At 68.5% G+C, this 19,120-nt stretch carries 17 protein-coding genes; 4 read left to right on the top strand and 13 right to left on the bottom strand.

Going from position 1 to position 19,120, the window contains the following annotated elements; translation table 11 throughout:
* Positions 1-4: 4 nt before the first annotated feature.
* Genes rsmD through BN977_RS26885 form a run of 5 tightly spaced genes read right to left on the bottom strand, consistent with a single transcriptional unit; the run spans position 5 to position 6,443 of the window.
* Entirely contained in the window at positions 5-553 is a 549-nt protein-coding gene (gene rsmD / locus BN977_RS26905) for a 16S rRNA (guanine(966)-N(2))-methyltransferase RsmD (protein WP_084172773.1), read from the bottom strand.
* The gene (locus tag BN977_RS26900) at positions 550-3,969 is read right to left on the bottom strand and encodes a pyruvate carboxylase (RefSeq protein WP_036402854.1); all 3,420 of its coding nucleotides are present in this window, start codon (positions 3,967-3,969) and stop codon (positions 550-552) included. The genes rsmD and BN977_RS26900 overlap by 4 nt, the downstream gene beginning before the upstream one ends.
* 36 nt (positions 3,970-4,005) lie before the next feature.
* Positions 4,006-4,623: a vitamin K epoxide reductase family protein gene (locus BN977_RS26895; protein ID WP_024450415.1), complete on the bottom strand. Its 618-nt coding sequence runs from the start codon at positions 4,621-4,623 to the stop codon at positions 4,006-4,008.
* Positions 4,623-5,351: a DsbA family protein gene (locus BN977_RS26890; protein ID WP_024450416.1), complete on the bottom strand. Its 729-nt coding sequence runs from the start codon at positions 5,349-5,351 to the stop codon at positions 4,623-4,625. The genes BN977_RS26895 and BN977_RS26890 overlap by 1 nt, the downstream gene beginning before the upstream one ends.
* Before the next feature lie 9 nt (positions 5,352-5,360).
* Positions 5,361-6,443 carry an alpha/beta hydrolase gene (locus tag BN977_RS26885; RefSeq protein WP_084172689.1) on the bottom strand — a complete coding sequence of 361 codons (1,083 nt, stop codon included), beginning with the start codon at positions 6,441-6,443 and terminating at the stop codon, positions 5,361-5,363.
* On the opposite strand from BN977_RS26885, the gene BN977_RS26880 reads away from it, so the two are divergent.
* Both BN977_RS26880 and BN977_RS26875 read left to right on the top strand, forming a co-directional pair.
* Positions 6,442-7,281 carry an aldo/keto reductase gene (locus BN977_RS26880; RefSeq protein WP_036404538.1) on the top strand — a complete coding sequence of 280 codons (840 nt, stop codon included), beginning with the start codon at positions 6,442-6,444 and terminating at the stop codon, positions 7,279-7,281. The two genes, BN977_RS26885 and BN977_RS26880, sit on opposite strands and share 2 nt — an antisense overlap.
* A gap of 5 nt (positions 7,282-7,286) precedes the next feature.
* A complete protein-coding gene (locus BN977_RS26875; protein ID WP_024450419.1) occupies positions 7,287-8,126 on the top strand; it encodes an aldo/keto reductase in 840 nt (279 codons plus the stop codon).
* Here the strand turns inward: BN977_RS26875 and BN977_RS26870 are convergent.
* The 6 genes from BN977_RS26870 to BN977_RS26845 form a co-directional block, all read right to left on the bottom strand.
* The gene (locus tag BN977_RS26870) at positions 8,123-9,574 is read right to left on the bottom strand and encodes a catalase (protein ID WP_036402850.1); all 1,452 of its coding nucleotides are present in this window, start codon (positions 9,572-9,574) and stop codon (positions 8,123-8,125) included. The genes BN977_RS26875 and BN977_RS26870 overlap by 4 nt on opposite strands.
* 114 nt (positions 9,575-9,688) lie before the next feature.
* Complete coding sequence (locus BN977_RS26865) at positions 9,689-9,907, bottom strand: hypothetical protein (RefSeq protein WP_234709672.1); 219 nt, start codon at positions 9,905-9,907, stop codon at positions 9,689-9,691.
* Between the two features lie 98 nt (positions 9,908-10,005).
* A complete protein-coding gene (locus tag BN977_RS26860) occupies positions 10,006-11,445 on the bottom strand; it encodes an aldehyde dehydrogenase family protein (protein WP_036402845.1) in 1,440 nt (479 codons plus the stop codon).
* Entirely contained in the window at positions 11,442-12,224 is a 783-nt protein-coding gene (locus BN977_RS26855; RefSeq protein WP_024450422.1) for a carboxymuconolactone decarboxylase family protein, read from the bottom strand. The genes BN977_RS26860 and BN977_RS26855 overlap by 4 nt, the downstream gene beginning before the upstream one ends.
* On the bottom strand, positions 12,221-13,018 hold the full coding sequence (locus BN977_RS26850; RefSeq protein ID WP_024450423.1) for a mycofactocin-coupled SDR family oxidoreductase: 798 nt from the start codon (positions 13,016-13,018) through the stop codon (positions 12,221-12,223). Before BN977_RS26850 ends, BN977_RS26855 begins: the two co-directional genes overlap by 4 nt.
* On the bottom strand, positions 13,015-13,845 hold the full coding sequence (locus tag BN977_RS26845; protein ID WP_024450424.1) for a mycofactocin-coupled SDR family oxidoreductase: 831 nt from the start codon (positions 13,843-13,845) through the stop codon (positions 13,015-13,017). The genes BN977_RS26850 and BN977_RS26845 overlap by 4 nt, the downstream gene beginning before the upstream one ends.
* Positions 13,846-13,926: 81 nt before the next feature.
* Between BN977_RS26845 and BN977_RS26840 the strand changes: the two genes are divergently transcribed.
* Positions 13,927-14,505, top strand: a complete 579-nt coding sequence (locus BN977_RS26840) for a TetR/AcrR family transcriptional regulator (protein WP_024450425.1) — start codon at positions 13,927-13,929, stop codon at positions 14,503-14,505.
* Between the two features lie 43 nt (positions 14,506-14,548).
* Positions 14,549-16,207, top strand: coding sequence for a serine/threonine-protein kinase (locus BN977_RS26835; protein ID WP_036402843.1), 1,659 nt, complete (start codon positions 14,549-14,551; stop codon positions 16,205-16,207).
* Between the two features lie 3 nt (positions 16,208-16,210).
* Here the strand turns inward: BN977_RS26835 and BN977_RS26830 are convergent, their stop codons facing one another.
* Both BN977_RS26830 and recG read right to left on the bottom strand, forming a co-directional pair.
* On the bottom strand, positions 16,211-16,906 hold the full coding sequence (locus BN977_RS26830) for an HNH endonuclease family protein (protein WP_036402841.1): 696 nt from the start codon (positions 16,904-16,906) through the stop codon (positions 16,211-16,213).
* Positions 16,903-19,119 (bottom strand): ATP-dependent DNA helicase RecG, encoded by a 2,217-nt coding sequence (gene recG / locus BN977_RS26825; RefSeq protein ID WP_036402839.1) that lies wholly within the window; start codon positions 19,117-19,119, stop codon positions 16,903-16,905. The genes BN977_RS26830 and recG overlap by 4 nt, the downstream gene beginning before the upstream one ends.
* Position 19,120: the final 1 nt, after the last annotated feature.

Below are 19,120 nucleotides of genomic sequence, written 5' to 3'. Positions count from 1 at the left end.
GACGTTACGCGATGCCGAACTCCAGCCGGGTGTCGCCATAGCGCCGCTCGTCGACGCGTTCCCAACCGTCCGGCCAGCGCAGCGCCGGGCCGCCCGCGGCGCGTTCGACGACGGCGAGCGCTCCGGGCGACACCCAACCGTTGCCGAGCAACGCGGCAAGCTGCGCCTCCACCTCGGCGGCGGGCACGTCGTACGGCGGGTCGGCGAACACCAGATCCACCCGCCGGGCCGGGGCGCCGGCGAGCACCTTGGCCACCGGCGCGCACCGAACCGTACCGGGGGCCAGCAACGCGGCGATGTTGGCGGTGATCACCGCCGCCGCCCTGCGATCCGATTCGACGAACACCGCGCCGGCCGCCCCGCGGGACAGCGCCTCCAGGCCGAGGGCACCCGACCCCGCGTACAGGTCGAGCACCACGGCGCCGTCGAAATCCATCCGCGCGGCCAGCACGTTGAACAGCGACTCGCGGACCCGGTCGGTGGTGGGCCGGGTGCCCTTGACTGGCACCGTGATTCGGCGCCCGCCGTAGCGCCCCGCGACGATCCGGGTCAGGCTGATCCCCCGGTCGCTTCGCTCCTGCCCGCCGTGCCCAACACCACCAGCAGGTCCCCACCCTCGACCTGTGCGGTGGAGTTGACGGCGACACGGGCGACGGTGCCGGCCTTGGGCGCGGTGATCGCGGCCTCCATCTTCATGGCCTCGATCGTCGCGATGGTCTGGCCCGCCTCGACGGTGTCGCCGGCGCTCACCCCGACGGTGACCACGCCGGCGAACGGTGCGGCCACGTGATCGGGGTTGGCCTTGTCGGCCTTCTCCGCTGCGGGCATGTCGGTGGCGATGTTGCGGTCGCGCACCAGCACCGGGCGCAACTGCCCGTTGAGGATGCACAGCACCGTGCGCATACCGCGTTCGTCGGCCTCGGAGATGGCCTCCAACCCGATCAGCAGCTGCACGCCGCGTTCCAGCTCGACGCGGTGTTCCTCGCCCTGGCGCAGCCCGTAGAAGAACTGATTGGCACTCAGCGAGGACGTGTCACCGTATTCCTCGCGGTGCGCCTCGAATTCCCTTGTCGGGCCGGGGAACAGCAACCTGTTGAGGGTGGCCTGGCGCTTCGGGCCGGGCGCGGCCAGCAGCGCCTCGTCCTCCGGCGAAAGCGGTGTCTCCGCCCTGGCTTCCCCGCGACCCTGTAACGCCTTGGAGCGCAACGGCTCCGGCCAGCCCCCCGGCGGGTCGCCGAGCTCCCCGCGCAGGAATCCGATCACACTGTCGGGGATGTCGAACCGATCCGGGTCGGCGGCGAACTCGGTTGCGGTGGCACCCGCACCCACCAACGACAGCGCCAGGTCGCCGACCACCTTCGACGACGGGGTGACCTTGACCAGCCGGCCCAGCACCCGATCGGCACCGGCATAGGCGTTCTCGATCTCCTCGAACCGGTCGCCCAGCCCCAGTGCGATGGCCTGCTGACGCAGGTTGCTCAGCTGACCGCCCGGGATCTCGTGGTGATACACCCGCCCCGTCGGCCCTGGCAGCCCCGATTCGAATGGCGCATACACCTTGCGCAGCGCCTCCCAGTACGGCTCCAGCTCGCACACCGCACCCAGATCCAGACCGGTGTCGAACTCGGTGTGCGCGGTGGCGGCCACGATGGCCGACAGCGCCGGCTGGCTGGTGGTGCCCGCCAGCGGCGCGGCCGCCCCGTCCACCGCCGACGCGCCCGCCGTCCACGCCGCCAGATAGGTGGCCAACTGCCCGCCGGGAGTGTCGTGGGTGTGCACGTGCACCGGCAGGTCGAACCGGGCACGCAGCGCACCGACCAATTTGGTGGCGGCCTGCGGCCGCAGCAGCCCGGCCATGTCCTTGATGGCCAGCACGTGCGCCCCGGCTTCGACGATCTGCTCGGCCAGCCGCAGGTAGTAATCGAGGGTGTAGAGATCCTCGCCCGGGTCCGACAGGTCACCGGTGTAGGACATCGCGACCTCGGCAACGGCGGTGCCGGTCGCGCGCACCGCGTCGATGGCCGGGCGCATCGAATCGACGTTGTTCAGCGCGTCGAAGATCCGGAAGATGTCGATTCCGGTCGCGGTGGCCTCTTCGACGAACGCCGTGGTGACCAGTTCCGGGTACGGGGTGTAGCCGACGGTGTTACGGCCCCGCAGCAGCATCTGCAGACAGATATTGGGCATCGCCTCGCGCAGCGCGGCCAGCCGCTCCCACGGGTCCTCTTTCAGGAACCGCAGCGCCACATCGTAAGTCGCGCCACCCCAACACTCCACCGACAGCAATTGCGGGGTCATCCGCGCCACATACGGCGCCACCCGCAGCAGCCCGGACGAGCGCACCCGGGTGGCCAGCAGCGACTGGTGGGCATCCCGGAACGTCGTATCGGTGACGCCCAGAGCCGGGCGCTCGCGCAACCAGTCGGCAAACCCCGTCGGGCCCAGCTCGGTCAGCTTCTGCTTGGAACCGTCCGGCGGGCGCACCGACAGATCGATATCGGGCAGCTTGTCCTGCGGGTACACCGCCGACCGGCGCTCCCCGTGCGGCTTGTTGACCGTCACATCGGCCAGGTAGTTCAGGATCTTGGTACCGCGGTCGGCCGGCGTGTGGGCGGTCAGCAACTGCGGACGGTCGTCGATGAACGACGTCGTCACCCGACCGGCCCGGAAATCCGGATCGTCGAGCACCGCCTGCAGGAACGGGATGTTCGTCGACACGCCGCGGATCCGGAACTCGGCAAGCGCGCGCCGGGCCCGCGCCACCGCCATGCCGAAATCCCTTCCCCGACAGGTCAATTTGACCAGCATGGAGTCGAAATGCGCGGAGATCTCGGCACCGGTGTGGGTGCCGCCGTCCAACCGGATACCCGCACCACCCGGGGACCGGTAGGCAGTGATACGGCCGGTGTCGGGCCGAAAACCGTTGGCCGGGTCCTCGGTGGTGATCCGGCACTGCATGGCCGCGCCGCGGATCGCGACGCTGTCCTGGCTCAGGCCCAGCTCCTCGAGCGTCTGGCCGGCGGCGATGCGCAGCTGCGAGGACACCAGGTCCACATCGGTGATCTCTTCGGTGACCGTGTGCTCCACCTGGATCCGGGGATTGCATTCGATGAAGACGTGCCGGCCCCGCTCATCGAGCAGGAATTCGATGGTGCCCGCGCACGTGTAGTCGATCTGGCGGGCGAACGCCACCGCGTCGGCGCAGATCTTCGCCCGCAGCGCCGGATCCAGATTCGGCGCAGGGGCCAACTCGATGACCTTCTGATGGCGGCGCTGCACACTGCAGTCGCGCTCGAACAGGTGCATGACGTTGCCGGCACCGTCGGCCAGGATCTGCACCTCGATATGCCGCGGGTTGATCACCGCCTGCTCCAGGTAGACGCGGCCGTCGCCGAACGCCGACTCAGCCTCCCGCGACGCGGCCTCGACCGCCTCGGCCAGCGCGCCCGGCTCGGCAACCCGACGCATACCGCGGCCCCCGCCACCGGAGACCGCCTTGACGAACAGCGGAAATTCCATATCGGCCGCCGCGGCGACCAGCTCGGCCACCGACGACGACGGCTCCGACGACGCCAACACCGGCAGCCCGGCCGCCTTGGCCGCCGCGATCGCACGCGCCTTGTTGCCGGTCAGCTCCAACACCTCGGAACTGGGGCCGACGAACGTGATCCCCTCCCGGGCGCACGCCGAGGCCAGCTCCGGGTTCTCCGAGAGGAAGCCGTAACCGGGGTACACCGCATCCGCGCCGGCGTGCTTGGCCACCCGGATGATCTCATCCACCGACAGGTACGCCCGGACGGGATGACCCTCCACCCCGATCTGGTACGACTCGTCGGCCTTGAGCCGGTGCAGTGAATTACGGTCCTCGAAGGGATACACCGCCACGGTGGCGATGCCCAGTTCGGTCGCGGCGCGAAACGCGCGGATCGCGATCTCACCGCGGTTGGCTACCAAGAGTTTGGAAATCACGAGGTGAACCCTAACTTTCTCGCCGTAACCCCGGTGTTACAAAAGGGTTGACCAATAATTCCAGAACCTCACCAGGATCATCAACACCAGTGAGGTGAACCAGAGCGCCACCAGCGACCACCGCCACTGGTAGAGCAGCCGGGCCGGGCCGGTGGCGGTCTCCCCGCGCCCGGCGATGGACGCCGCCACCACGAACAGCGGGATGGTCACCGCCCAGACGGCCATGCAGTACGGGCACAACGCGCCGATCCGGTACAGGCTCTGGAAGATCAGCCAGTGGACGAACACCACGCCCAGCGCGCTGCCGATCGTCAACCCGATCCAGTACCAGCGCGGCAGGCGCACCTTGGCGACCGCGAGTACCCCCGTCACCACCACGACGCTGAACGCGCCGATGCCGATGAGCGGGTTCGGGAAGCCGAACACCGAGGCCTGCTTGGTGATCATCACCGATCCGCAGGACAGCACCGGGTTGATGCTGCAGGACGGCACGTAGGCCGGGTTGATCAGGATCTCGATCTTCTCGATCGTCAGCGTCAGCGCCGCCGTCAGTCCGACGATGCCGGCGATGAGCACCCACCAGGCGCTCGCGGGGCGGACCCGGTCGTCGGGTACCTCGACGTCGGTCTCGTCAGTAGCAGCTGCGGCGGTCATCAGAGCCCCGGCACGTTGCCGACGATCTCCTTGACCTTGGCGACCAGCGCGTCCGGCGTGCTGAACTGGTAGTCCTCGCCGTTGATCCGGATGGTCGGGGTGGAGTTGATCTTGGTCGCCTGCGCCAAGCCCTGCACCAGGTCGACGTACTTGCCCTTGTTGACGCAGTCGGGCACCTTACCGGCGGCCCCCGCCTGGCGGGCGGTCTCGATGATCTGCTCGTTGGTCGGGAAGCTCGACGCCGTCTCGTTGGGCTGCTGCGCATACATCGCGGCATGGAAGCGGCGGAACGCGTCGATCGATTCGTCGGCGACACAGTAGGCGGCAGCGCCGGCCCGGGACGGGTAGTTCTGGTTACTCGGCGCGTCCAGGATCGCGACCATGTAGTAGTCGGCGGCCACCGCACCGGTGTCGATGAGCTTGCTCACCGTGGGGCCGAACTGCTTCTCGAACGCGCCGCAGTGCGGGCACAGAAAGTCCTCGTACATGGACAGCACGGCCTTGGGCTCGGACGTGCCCTCCTTGGTGATGAGCTTGCTCGAGGTCACCCGGATGGACTTGGCCTCACCGGCCGGCGGCTTCTTGTCACCGGACATCACGATGTAGAGGACCAGCGCGACGGCGAACACGACGACCACGGAGGTCAATCCGATCTGGATGAGCAGATTGCGCTTGCGGTCGGCGGCCTTGAGGTCGTAACTGGCCTGCTTCTTGGGTTTGTTCGCCACGGATGCAGCCTACCGGCTCAAATGGGCCCGCAGCGCCGAGGTCAGATCGGCGATCGCCGCCTCACTACCACCTCCGAGCGGGAAGAAATTCGCGAAGGCGTGCACCAGCGAGCCGTACTCACGCCAGTCGACGGGCACCCCGGCCGCCGCGAGGGCCGCCGCGTACGCCCGGCCCTCGTCGCGTAGCGGGTCGAAACCGCCGGTGGCCACGAGCGCCGGCGACAGCCCGGACAGGTCGGTGGCCAGCAGGGGCGCCACCCGCGGAGCGGAGCCGTCGACCGCCGCGCCCTCCAGGTAGTGGCTGTGAAACCAGTCCATATCGGCCCTGCTCAGGAAGTACCCCTCGGCGAACAGCGTCTTGGACACCGTCGTGGCACCGAAATCGGTGACCGGATAGAGCAGGAACTGCAGTGCCGGCAGCCGCACCCCGTCGGCCCGGGCGGATTGGGTGACCACCGCGGCCAGGTTGCCGCCGGCACTGTCCCCGCCGACGGCCACCTTGTCGGGATCGGCGCCGAGCTCGGCCGCGTGCTCCAGTGCCCAGCGATACGCGGCGTCGGCGTCCTCGGCCGCCGCGGGCGCCTTGTGTTCGGGCGCCAGCCGGTAGTCGACGCTCAGCACGTGCACGCCGGCGTCGCGGCTGATCCGCCGGCACAACGCGTCGTGGCTGTCCAGGCCGCCGAGGACGAAGCCGCCGCCGTGATAGAAGACCAGCAGCGGGGCGCCGTCGGCGGCCCGGTAATGCCGCACGGGGATCGCCCCGGCCGGGCCGGCGATGGTGAAGTCGCGGGCCGCGACCACGATCGGTGAGCGGAACGCCTTGCTGGCCCGGTTCAGCTGGCTGCGCGAGACGGCCACGTCGGAACTGGCGACCAGCCCGGAGACCTTGGACAGCCGCTGCGCGGTGAGCATCAGCTGCAGTGACGTGTCGAGCGTGTTGCCGTCGACGGTGACCATGCGGCGCCCGAGCAGCAGCCGCTTGACCGGGTCGGGAATTCTAGCCATCACCGGTATCCCGATGCGCCCCATGGCACTGGCGGTGATCAGCCTGACCCGCCCCGGATCGCGACGTGCTGGCAGACTCTGCGTCATGACTTCCCCTACCCAACCCACGATTGCGCTCAACGACGGCAACTCGATTCCCACCGTCGGTCTGGGAGTCTGGCAGACGCCGCCGGATGAGACGCAGCGCGCCGTCGAAGCGGCCCTGGCGACGGGCTACCGCCACATCGACACCGCGGCCGTGTACGGCAACGAGACCGAGGTCGGCCACGCCCTCGAAGCGTCCGGCGTGGCACGCGACGACATCTTCGTCGTCACCAAGCTGTGGAACGCCGACCAGGGCTACGACAAGGCGCTGGCGGCGTTCGACACGAGCGCCCAACGGCTCGGTGTCGACTACGTCGACCTCTATCTCATCCATTGGCCGGTGCCCGAGGCGAACCTGTTCGTGGAGTCCTTCAAGGCGCTGGCCCAGCTGCGCGAGCAGGGCCGGGTCCGGTCGATCGGCGTGAGCAACTTCGCGCCCGAACATCTGCGCACCCTCATCGACGCGACCGGGATCGTCCCCGCGGTCAACCAGATCGAACTGCACCCGCGGTTGCCCCAGCAGGAGCTGCGCGACCTGCACGCCGAACTGGGCATCGCCACCGAGGCATGGAGCCCGCTGGGCCAGGGCGGATTGCTGTCCGATCCCGTGGTCACCGCGATCGCCGAAGCGCACGGTAAAACACCTGCCCAGGTACTCATCAGATGGCACATCCAGCTGGGTAATATCGTCATCCCGAAGTCGGTGAACCCGGACCGGATCGCGAGTAATTTCGACGTGTTCGATTTCGAACTCGGAGACCACGACATCGCATCCATCGCCACGCTCGACAACGGGACGCGGCTGGGACCCGATCCACGCACGTTCAATTTCACAGGGTAGGTGACATGACCTCGGCCGCTGCGGTGCCCAACATCGGGCTCAGCGATGCAAACACGATCCCGGCGCTGGGCGTCGGTGTGGGAGAACTCTCCGACGCCGATGCCGAGCGTGCGGTATCGGCCGCACTGGAAATCGGTGTGCGCCTTATCGATACCGCCGCCTCGTACGGCAACGAGGCGGGCGTTGGGCGGGCCATCGCGGCATCGGGTGTGCCGCGCGCCGAGATCTTCGTCACCACCAAGCTGGCCACCGCCGACCAGGGCTTCCAGTCCAGCCAGGACGCCGCCAAGGCCAGCCTGGAGCGCCTCGGGCTGGAGTATCTGGACCTGTATCTCATCCACTGGCCCGGCGGGGACACCAGCAAGTACGTCGACAGCTGGGGCGGCCTGATGCGGCTGCAGGCCGAGAAGTTCACCAAGTCGATCGGGGTGTGCAACTTCGGCGCCGAGGAGCTGTCCACCATCATCGACCTGACCTATGTCAGCCCGGTGATCAACCAGATCGAGCTGCATCCGCTGCTGAACCAGGCGGCATTGCGGGCCGTCAACGCCGAGCACAACATCGTCACCGAGGCCTACAGCCCGCTCGGGGTCGGCAAGCTGCTGGAGCATCCGGCCGTCACGGCCATCGCGGCCGAATACGGCAAGACCCCGGCGCAGGTGCTCATCCGGTGGAGCCTGCAGCTGGGCAACGTGGTGATCCCCCGCTCGTCGTCACCGGAGCGCATCGCGCAGAACGTCGACGTGTTCGATTTCGAGCTGACCGCCACGCACATGGAAGCCCTCGGCGCTCTCGATGACGGCACCCGGTACCGTCCCGACCCCGCCACCTACACCGGCAGCTAACCGGTAGGCCCGCCGCGCACACCCTCCTCGACCTTTTTGCCGAGATCGGGGTCGACGTTGCGCCAGTACTCGACTACCCGTGACAGCACCGGCTCCTTGACGCCCTTGGAGACGTGCCCGATGATGTTGTGCGCCAAGCGCTCCCGGGCGTCGTCATCGAGCACCTCGCGCACCAGCGTGCCGGCCTGGCCCCAGTCGTCGTCCTCTTCGCGTAGTGCGTAGGCGGTGCGGACCATGCCCCCGTCGGCGGCCCAGTGCACCTCCGCGGCGCGTGCCGGGTCGGCGCCGGGGCCACCCATCGAGTTCGGCGTATACACCGGATCCGTGACGTTGCGGATCCGCATCGCGCCATCCTTGGAGTAGCTGTGTACCTCCACCTTCGGCGTGTTGACCGGGATCTGCTTGTAGTTCACGCCGAGCCGGTGTCGGTGTGCGTCGCTGTAGGAGAAACCGCGGGCCAATAGCATCTTGTCCGGGCTCAGTCCGGTGCCGGGAACCAGGTTGTTCGGCTCGAAGGCGGCCTGCTCGATCTCGGCGTGGTAGTCGGTGACGTTGCGGTTCAGCGTCATTCGACCCACCTCGTGGAGCGGGTAGTCGGAGTGCGGCCAGACCTTGGTCAGGTCGAAGGGATTGAACCGGTAGGTCTTCGCATCCTCGAACGGCATGATCTGGACGTGCAGGGTCCAGCTCGGGAAGTTGCCACCCTCGATCGAGGTGAAAAGGTCACGTTGATGGGCGTCCCCGTCGACGCCGGCCATCTCGTCGCCCTCCTCCTGGGTGAGGAACTCGATGCCCTGGTCGGTCTTGAAGTGGTACTTGACCCAGAACAACTCGCCGGCGGCGTTGAGCCAACTGTAGGTGTGGCTGGAGTAGCCGTTCATGTGCCGCCACGTTCTGGGGATGCCGCGGTCCCCCATCAGCCAGGTGACCTGGTGCGCGGACTCCGGCGACAAGGTCCAGAAGTCCCACTGCATGTGATGGTCGCGAAGGTTGCTCGACTGCAGGCGTTTCTGGGACCGGATGAAGTTCTGGAATTTCATCGGGTCCCGGACGAAGAACACCGGGGTGTTGTTGCCGACCATGTCGAAGTTGCCCTCGGAGGTGTAGAACTTCAGCGCAAAACCGCGCGGGTCGCGCCAGGTGTCCGGGCTGCCACGCTCACCGGCCACCGTCGAGAACCGGGCCACCATGTCGGTCTTGGTGCCGGGCTGCAGAAACGCCGCCCGGGTGAACGCGCTGACGTCGTGGGTCACCTCGAACGAGCCGAACGCGCCGCCGCCCTTGGCGTGCGGTTGGCGTTCCGGGATGCGCTCGCGGTTGAAGTTGGCCATCTGCTCGATCAGATAATGGTCCTGCAGCAGGATCGGCCCATCCGGTCCGACGGTCAGTGAGTGTTCGAAGCTCGGAACCGGGGCACCGGCATCGGTGGTCGCATACTTTTCGGTCATTCGGGTCTTCCCTCTCTCGAGCGGCAGACGGCTGCCCCCTCGGCATACCCCGGATCGGCCAATCCACAAACGGTCGGATCCGTCCCAGCCGACACCGACGTCGGAGAACCTGGTTCACCCACGTCCACGGTCGGGCGCTGACGGGCCGAAAGGCGCGAGCAGGAACTCGTCGACGAAGCGGGCGAAGGTCTCGTCCACGACGGACGGCTCGTCGGCGGTGAAGTATTCGATGATGAATCCCTGGAACGCGGCCAGCGCGATGCGCGAGCGGGTTTCGGCCACATGCGTGGGCATGCCCAGCGCGTCCAGCCGCGCTTGTGCGTTGCGCGTCAACAGCGACAGCGTTTCCCAGGTGTAGGACCGATACGGACTGTCGCGCCCGCACGCCGCCCCGAACACCCCGTCCCTCGGCCGGGGCCACAGCGGCGGGCTCAGCGCGGCATGGCGATCCGGATGTTCTTGGTCTGCAGGAATTCGTGCAGGCCGTCCACCCCGCCGGTGCGCCCGAACCCGCTCTGCTTGTAGCCGCCATAGGGGCCTTGCGGGGCGATCTCGCTGAAGGTGTTGATCCAGACCGAGCCGGACTCCAGCCGGCGGGCCGTCACATGCGCCCGCTGCAGATCCCTGGTGTGCACGAACGCATTCAGGCCGTAGGGCGTGTCGTTGGCCAACGCCACCGCCTGCTCGTCGGTGCCGAACCGGATGATCGAGACGACCGGCCCGAAGGTCTCGGTGCGGGCCAGTTGCGACGCGTTGTCGACGTCGCCGAACACCGTGGGCTCCAGGAAGAAGCCGTCCGCGAGTGCCCCGCCCAGGCGCCGGCCACCGACCAGCAACTCGCCTGCTGGTTCGGCGACGGCGGTGTCGATGGCGGTGAGGATCCGGGTCAGTGCGTGCTGACTGACGACCGGGCCCATCCGCACCGCCGGGTCGAACGGGTCCCCGATGCGGGCGGCCGTCACCACGGCGAGGAACTTCTCGACGAACTCGTCGTAGACCGAGTCGTGCACCAGGATCCGGCTGGCACACGCGCAGCTCTGCCCGGCCTGCATCAGCGGACCCTGATGCGCCGACATCTGCGCGGCCGCATCGAGATCGGCGTCGGCGAACACGATATTGGCCGATTTGCCGCCCAATTCGGTCACCACCGGGGTGAGGTTGACCGCCGCCGACTGCAGCACCGCGCGAGCGGTCGTGCCGCCGCCGGTGAAATGAATCTTGCGTACCCCGGGATGGCGGACCAGCGCGTCCCCGCCGGCCGGGCCGGCGGGCAGCACGTTCACCAGCCCGGGCGGCAACCCGGCCTGCACGCATAGCTCGCCGAACCGCAGTGCGGCCAGCGGGGCGAGCTCGGATGGTTTGAACACCACCGCATTCCCGGCGGCCAGTGCCGGGGCCACACAGGATGCGGCCACCACCAGCGCACCGTTCCACGGGGCGATGACGCCCACCACACCGTAGGGCTCTCGCTCCACGAGGTTGACGTCGAAGCATCCGTTGACCGGCGTGCTGAGGCCGTGCGGTTTGTCGGCATAGCCGGCGAAGTGCCGCAGGAACCGCTCCAACAGCACCGCCGTGCCGGCGTACGAGATCGGCACGGCATAGTCCTGCACGTTGAGCAGGGCCATCTCCTCGAGGTGTTCGTGCAGCAGATCGGCCAGGTCGATCATCAGGTCGCGACGCCGGTCCACGGTCAGTGACACCCATTCGCGGTGCGCATCCCAGGAATTGCCGACGGCCCGGTCGATCTCGGCCGCACCGGCCAGCGCCACCGTCGCGTTCGGCCGGCCGGTCGCCGGGAACACGTGCTCGTACAGCGTGTCCGAGAGCACCCGGTCACCACCGATCAGCAGGCCCGCCGGCACGGTCATGAGGCTTCGGCCGCCCACTCGTCGAGCACCCGTTGTTTCTGCTCGCCGATCACCTGGTTCAGGTGCGAGGCCTTGGGCCAACCGTAGTAGGCAGCGAAGTGCAGTGCCAGCTCGTCCATTTCGTCGAACGACACGTCACCGCTCTTGAGCGCGGCGTACACGTGGCTGAGGATCGGGTACGGCGCGTCCTGCCACGCCACACAGGCCACCGTCACCAGCCTGCGTTCCTTCATGCCCAGCCCGGGCCGCAGCCACATCTCGCCGAAGACGAAGTTCAGAATGCCGGCCCCCTGGTACGGATTGTCCCGGGTCGGCGCGAACGGCAGACAGTTGATCTCGCGGAAGGCCTGCTCGCCCACCGCCAGCCGGGCTTCCGGGTCACTCGGGGTACCCAACGGCAGCAACGGTTGCGGCGGCGGCACCGTCTCACCGCGCTCGCGGTGGATGCGCTCCCATTGTTCGTCCACCACCATGTTGAATCGCGAGGCCTTGGGCCAGCCCCCGTACACCGCGAAATGCAGGACAGTTTCTTGCATTTCGGTGATCGTGACGTCGCCGCTGTTGAGTGCGGCGTACACGTGATCACGCAGCGGACCCTCGGCGTCGGCCGCCGCCACGCACGCCAGCGTGACGAACCGCCGGTCCCGTCTGGTGAGCTCCGGGCGCTGCCACACCTGGGCATAGACGTAGTCCAGCAGGCCCTCGGTGGCCGGGCTGGTTTCCTCGGGCGCGGGAAACGTCATCACATCGGCGAAGGCACGCCGGCCCTGTTCGGTCATCGCAGCGTCACCCCCGCATCGACCTTGAACTCCATGCCGGTGACATACCGCGACTCGTCGGACACCAGATACAGCACTGCATTGCTGATGTCGACGGCCTCGGCCATCACGATCGGCAGGGCGTTGCCGAACAGCGGTGCCAGATCGGGGCGCTGCTCGGCCAGCAGGTGGTGCAGCGAATCCGGTCGCATCCCGGTGGCCACCCCGGTCGGGTGCACGGTGTTGACCCGGACGTTCACGGCGGCCAGCTCATTGGCCAGCGCCCGGCTCAGTCCGACGACGCCGTGTTTGGTCGCGGTGTACGGGGTGTGCAGCGGGGTGCCCTTGAGCCCGGCGGCCGAGCTGATGTTCACCAGGCTCCCGCCGTGGTCGACCAGGTGCGGCAGCGCCGCGGCGCAGGTGTTCCAGGTGCCGATCAGGTTGACATCGACGACGGTGCGCCACTGTTGTGCGGTGGTGGTGTCCCAGGTTCCGGCGGTCAGCACGCCGGCATTGGCGACCGCGGCGTCCAGCCCGCCCAACCGGGTGACACCGTCGGCCACCGCGGCGGCCAGCGCGTCGGCGTCGCGCACATCGACGATGTGGCTGACCGCGCGGCGGCCGAGTTGTTCGACCAGCCGGGCGGTTTCGGCCAATTCGTCGGGAGTGGCCAGCGGGTACTCGATATCGGGCAGGGATGCGCAGATGTCGACGAGAATCACGTCCGCGCCCTCTTCGGCGAGCCTGATCGCGTGGCTACGCCCCATACCGCGGGCCGCGCCGGTGATCAGGACGCGCTTACCGGCGGCTCTCACAGCTTGTTGCAGAAGCCGGCGTCGACCGGGAAGGTGATCCCGGTGACGTACTTCGCCTGATCGGACACCAGGTAGGCGATGGCCGCGCTGATGTCTTCGGGCTCCAGCAGCGAGACGGGCATCGGATTCTGCAGGTGTGGACCGCCACCGGGATAGTTCTCCAGGAACTCCGTCATGGCCGGGTTGACGGCCATCATGGTGTTGACCGCCGTCGGGTGCACGGTGTTGACCCGGATACTGTGTGGCGCAAGCGCATTGGCCAAGGTACGCATCAAGCCGACGATGCCGTGCTTGGATGCCGCATAACCGAGGCCACCGCCCTGCATCCCGCCGAAGCCTTTGAGCCCGGCGGTGGAGCTGGTGAAGACGATGGACCCGCCACGCCCGCCGGCGATCAGGTGTGGAATGGCCACCTTGGCGGTGTGGTAGGAGCCGATCAGGTTGACGCCGACGACATCGGACCACATCTGCAGGTCCTCGTCGTCGGTCAGTTCACGGAACGCCATGGCGGCGATCCCCGCGTTGGCGCAGACGATGTCGAGCCGCCCGAAGTGGGCCACCCCGTCGTCGAGCGCGGCTTTAAGCGCGTGGAAGTCGCGCACATCGGCGACGGCACCGATCATCTTGGCGCCCTGCGCCTCAACCAGTGCCACCGTCTCGTCCAGCTCGGACCGGGTGGCCATCGGGTAGCCGTTGGAGGGGATGTCGGCGCAGATGTCCACGCCGATGATGTCGGCACCGTCGGCGGCCAGCCGCACCGCGTGGCTTCGCCCTTGGCCGCGTGCCACCCCCGTGATGAACGCGACCTTGCCGTCCAGAGTGCCCATCGATCCCTCGCTTCATTGCCCAGTAACCGTGTTACACCCGGTACGGTAACCTGGTTACTCAGTGGCGGCAAGGGGGTTCTCGTGGACGATCCCGGACTAGATCCGATCCTGGGCGCCGTGGCGGCCATGCTGGAAACCGACGGCTACGACGCCGTCCAGTTGCGCGAGGTGGCGCGGCGGGCCAAGACATCGCTGGCCACCATCTACAAGCGCTACCCCACCCGCGACGAGCTCATCCTGGCCGCGCTGGAGGCCTGGCTGGAGAAACACCGCTACGCCGGCATCACGCCGCACCGCCGCGCCCCCGACGAGTCCCTCTACGAAGCGCAAATGCACCTGCTGCGAACCATTTTCGAGCCGTGGGAGAAGCATCCGGGAATGCTGCGGGCCTTCTTCCGGGCCCGCTCGGCACCGGGTGGCCAGCGGCTGCTGCGCCGGGGCCTGGACGTCGTGGTCCCCGCGGGCATGGAGTTGCTCGCCGGGGTCGACGCCGACTTCATCGCCGACCTGGATGCCGTGCTGCTGAGCCTGGTGCACGGGTTGATCGGCCGGTACACCGCCGGCGAGATCGCCATCACCGACATCCTGCCCACCCTGGACCGGGCCGTGTACTGGATGACCAAGGGCTACAGCACCAAAGGCGAAGACACCGCACCCTGAGCGATTGCTGGCAGCCGAGCCGATTGCCTCCTATGGTTAGCCCGTGGATGGAACGCCGTTCGGCCGGTACCGCCTGGTCAGGGTGCTGGGCCGGGGCGGCATGGGCGAGGTGTGGCAGGCCTTCGACACCACCATGAACCGGGTGGTCGCGCTGAAGGTGCTGCCGGCCAACCTCGCCGACGACGACACCTACCAGCGGCGGTTCCGCCGTGAGGCCCAGATGGCGGCCGGCCTGGACGAGCCGCACATCGTCCCGATCCACGACTTCGGCGAGATCGACGGCCGGCTGTACGTCACCATGCGGTTGATCGAGGGCAAGACCGTGCACGAGCTGCTGCAGGACGGCCCGCTGTCGCCCCAGCGCGCCGTTGCCATCGTCGAGCAGATCGCCGCGGCGCTCAACGCCGCGCACCGGGTCGGGCTGGTGCACCGCGACGTGAAACCGTCGAACATCCTGGTGACCGACGAGGACTTCGCCTACCTGATCGATTTCGGCATCGCCCGCACGGCCGGGGCCACCAAGCTCACCAGCACCGGCTCGACGATCGGCACGCTGGCCTATATGGCCCCGGAGCGGCTGTCCACCGACAGCTCGGACGCCCGCGCCGACATCTACGCGCTGACCTGTGTGCTGCACGAATGCCTGACCGGGGTGCAGCCGTTTCCCGGCGACAGCATGGAACGCCAGGTCGCCGGCCATCTGAGCCTGCCGCCGCCGCGCCCGTCGACGCTGCGGCCCGGGGTGCCGCCCGGAATGGATCAGGTCGTCGCCACCGGGATGGCCAAGAACCCCGACCACCGCTATGCCACCACCAGGGATCTGGCCGCGGCCGCCCGCGCCGCCTTGACCGCACCCGCCGCACCGGCGCCCGCCGCTCACGATCAACCGACCGCCGCGGGCAGTTGGCCACCGCCACCGCCCCCGGTCCCCTATCCGGCCACCCCGCCGATGTCCCACCAGCAGTGGCCCGCCGCGCCGGCACCGGCCTGGCAACCCGCCCCCACCACGCAGCCGTGGTGGCGCGGACCGGCGATCCTCATCCCGATCGGTCTGCTGGGCATGCTCGGTGTCGCCGCGGTCGCCGTCGTGCTCGTGCTCAACGCGCGGTCGCAGGATTCCGGTCAGCAGGTCGCCGCACCCACCGCCGGGTCGCGCACCTCCACCGCAGCAAGCCCCAAACCGACTGCCTCCCCGACGTATTCGCCCACCGTGCCCACCGCGACCCAGGCCGCCGAGAAGCCGTCGCAACTGCAGACCGCCGACGGGTTGGCCGCGCTGCTGGACACCATCCGCGCGAAATTCGCCGACACCATGGGCTTCCAGTTGGTGGTCTATCCCACCTACGCGATCCTGGACCGGGTCGATCCGACCAACTCGCACGTCGAGCACAGCTTCATGTACCGCGGCGACGGCTGGCAGGAGTGGGGTTCGGCGACCAGCACCAGTTCGTTCGACGTGCTCGCCGACCTCGGCGCCATCAACGTGCCGGGGGTGGCCGCCACGCTGGCCGACGCGCCCCAGAAACTCGGCGCCCCGGACGGCAGCGGGGTGTATCTGATCGTGGAAGGCACCGGGGCGAGCGAAGCGACGGGGGCTGGTACAGGGGGCGGATTGGAGCTCGCCGTCCATTCGACGGCACCGGGTACCGGTTTCATGCAGGTCAATCCCGACGGCAGCATCAAGCAGGTCTTCCCGCCGTAAACCTCAGCCGGCAGGGCAGGTGCCGGCCGCCTCGCGCAGCACGGCGGCCGACGGCGCATCCACCGGCAGTCGGTAACCGCGCAGCACCGCGGCGAACTGCACCGCGTACTGACACCAGAAGGCGTGGTTGGGCGGCATCCACCGGGCGGGCTCGGCGTCACCCTTGTCCTGATTAGCTTGTCCCGCAACGGCTATCAGGTTGGCCGGGTCGTTGGCGAAGCGCAGCCGCTGCGCCTGCGGCCAGTCCCGGGCGCCCAGGTCCCAGGCCAATGCCAGCGGGACGATGTGGTCGATCTGCACCGCCGCACCGATCTGGTTCCCGCGGACGAACGCGACGGTGGCATCGGTGTACGGGTCGTGCAGCACCCCGGTGGCCACCGCCGTCGGGCAGCGGGTGATCGCGACGTAGGTCTTGTCGACCAGGTCGCGATCGAGGATGTCGTTGCGGGTGTCGCACCCGTTGTGGCCGCCGGGGGCGCCGTTGTCGTCATCCCAGGCGTCACCGAAGGCGGCCCGCCGGTAGTCGTGCCCGCGCACCCGGACCGGGATTTCCGGGATCCCGGCCAGCACGTCGACACCCGGAGCCACCGTGGGGATGTCGGCGCGCGCCAGGCGCTCACCGTCGGGCTGGGTGAGCACCTGCACGGCGACGACGACCGCCAGCACCACCCCCGCGGCCAGCGGCCCCCACCGCTTCACGACATGTCCAGGTACTGCACGCGTTCGGTGTCGGTGAACTGGGCGGCCAGCACGTCCAGCCCCGGTCGGCGCGGATTGGCCTCGTAGGCGCTCTGGCAGAATTCGCGTGCTTCTTCGATGAGCTGCCGGTGATCGGCCAGCGACAGGAAATGCAGGGTCATCCGCCTGCCGGATTGGCTGTAGCCCAGCACATCCCCCTCCCTGCGCTCCTGCAGGTCCAGATCGGCCAACGCGAAACCGTCCAGGGTGCCGGCCACGGCCCGCAGCCGCTCGCCGGCCTTGCTCGACTCGTGGGTGCGCGACACCAGCAGGCACAGGCTGGGATGCTCGCCGCGGCCGATCCGACCCCGCAGCTGGTGCAGCTGACTGATCCCGAACCGCTCGGCATCCATCACCACCATGACGGTGGAGTTGGGCACGTCGACCCCGACCTCGATGACGGTGGTGCACACCAGCACATCGATCTCGCCGGCCCGGAAGGCGCTCATCACGGCGTCCTTCTCCTCGGCGGGCAGCCGGCCGTGCATCAGACCGAGCCGCAGGTCCGACAGCGGGCCGCCGCGCAGGAAGTCGAGCAGCTGCAGCACCGTGATGGGCGGCGGGCCCTGTTCGTTGGCCGATTTCTCGGTCTCGTCGATGCGGGAGGCCACCACATACGCCTGCCGGCCGGCGGCCACCTCTTCGCGGATCCGGGCCCACACCCGGTCCAGCCAGGCCGGTTTGTCCTTGGTGAACACGGCATTGGTGACGATGGGCTGACGGCCCCGCGGCAGCTCCCGCAGCGTCGAGGTCTCCAGGTCACCGAACACCGTCAGCGCGATGGTCCGCGGGATCGGGGTGGCCGTCATGACCAACAGGTGCGGCGTGATGCCGCCGGTTGCCTTGGCCCGCAACCGGTCCCGCTGCTCCACCCCGAATCGATGCTGCTCGTCGACGACCACCAAGCCGAGCTGGTGGAATTCCACCGACTCCTGGATGAGCGCGTGCGTGCCGATGACGATACCCGCTGCGCCGGTGGCGATCTCGTCACGCACCTGACGCTTCTGTTGTGGCGACATCGATCCGGTGAGCAACGCCACCCGGGTGGCACCGTCGGGCGCGCCGAGCTCCCCCGCGGTGGCCAGCGGGCCGAGCACCGACCGCACGGACCGGGCGTGCTGGGCGGCCAGCACCTCGGTGGGCGCCAACAGTGCGCACTGAAAACCCGCATCCACCATCTGCATCATGGCCAGCACCGAGACGATGGTCTTGCCGGAACCGACCTCACCCTGCAGCATCCGGTTCATCGGCCGAGTACCCGCCAGGTCGGCGGAGATGACGTCGAGCACCTCCCGCTGCCCGGCGGTCAGCTCGAACGGCAGCTGCCGCAGCAGGGCCGCGGCCAGGCCGTCGTCGCGTCGCGGGGCGGCCGGGCCGGTCTCGCCCAGTTCGCTGTAGCGCCGCGACACCAGCGCCCATTGCAGGCCGACGGCTTCGTCGACCGCCAGCCGCTCCTGCGCCCGGGCCCGCTCCATCGAGTTCTGCGCCAGGTGAACAGCGCGCAACGCCTGATCTTCGGAGATCAGATTCCATTGCCGCACAATCTCTTCCGGAAGCACCTCGGGCACCGGGTCCAGCACGGCGAGCACCTGCCGCACACACCCGTACACGTCCCAGCTCTGCACCTTGGCGGTCGCCGGATAGATCGGGAAGAACTCCCGGTCGAAGGCGGCCAGCAGATCATCGGCGCCGGAGGTCTCGGCGATGGTCTTCAGTGATTTGGTACCGATGGTGCGGCCGCTCGGGGATTCGAGCACCAGGAACGCCGGATGGTCCAGTTGCACGGTCTGCCGGAAGAACTTGACCTCACCCGACATCATCAGCCGAGTGCCCTTCACCAGATCCTTCATCAGATAGTCGGCATTGAAGAAGGTGGCCGTCACCTCGGGCCTACGGTTGCCGAGGGTGACCCGCAGGTACATCCGCTGCCGCTTACCGGGTTGGCGGCGCATCGGTTTGGCCACCGTCTCGGTGATGACGTCGACCAGGGTGACGTGATCACCCTCCGCGAGTTCGAGGTCCTCACCCTCGCCGCTGACCGAGATGCCGTCGCTGTACTTGCGCGGGAAGTGCCGCAGCAGGTCGTTGACGGTCTGCAGACCGAACGCCTCCTCCAACTTGGCGGCGGCCTTCGCCCCCAGGACGTTGACCAAGCGATCTCCGAGCGCGACCACG

Source organism: Mycolicibacterium cosmeticum, assembly GCF_000613185.1.
Classification (GTDB): domain Bacteria; phylum Actinomycetota; class Actinomycetes; order Mycobacteriales; family Mycobacteriaceae; genus Mycobacterium; species Mycobacterium cosmeticum.
This window is presented reverse-complemented; position numbering and strand designations above follow the sequence as displayed.

What these genes read in the sequence shown, in the direction of transcription:
- BN977_RS26875 (WP_024450419.1), top strand. Translation starts at nt 7,287, where the DNA reads ATGACCTCGGCCGCTGCGGTGCCCAACATCGGGCTCAGCGATGCAAAC.
- BN977_RS26870 (WP_036402850.1), bottom strand. Translation starts at nt 9,574, where the DNA reads ATGACCGAAAAGTATGCGACCACCGATGCCGGTGCCCCGGTTCCGAGC.
- BN977_RS26880 (WP_036404538.1), top strand. Translation starts at nt 6,442, where the DNA reads ATGACTTCCCCTACCCAACCCACGATTGCGCTCAACGACGGCAACTCG.
- BN977_RS26885 (WP_084172689.1), bottom strand. Translation starts at nt 6,443, where the DNA reads ATGACGCAGAGTCTGCCAGCACGTCGCGATCCGGGGCGGGTCAGGCTG.
- BN977_RS26855 (WP_024450422.1), bottom strand. Translation starts at nt 12,224, where the DNA reads ATGACCGAACAGGGCCGGCGTGCCTTCGCCGATGTGATGACGTTTCCC.
- BN977_RS26895 (WP_024450415.1), bottom strand. Translation starts at nt 4,623, where the DNA reads ATGACCGCCGCAGCTGCTACTGACGAGACCGACGTCGAGGTACCCGAC.
- BN977_RS26860 (WP_036402845.1), bottom strand. Translation starts at nt 11,445, where the DNA reads ATGACCGTGCCGGCGGGCCTGCTGATCGGTGGTGACCGGGTGCTCTCG.
- BN977_RS26845 (WP_024450424.1), bottom strand. Translation starts at nt 13,845, where the DNA reads ATGGGCACTCTGGACGGCAAGGTCGCGTTCATCACGGGGGTGGCACGC.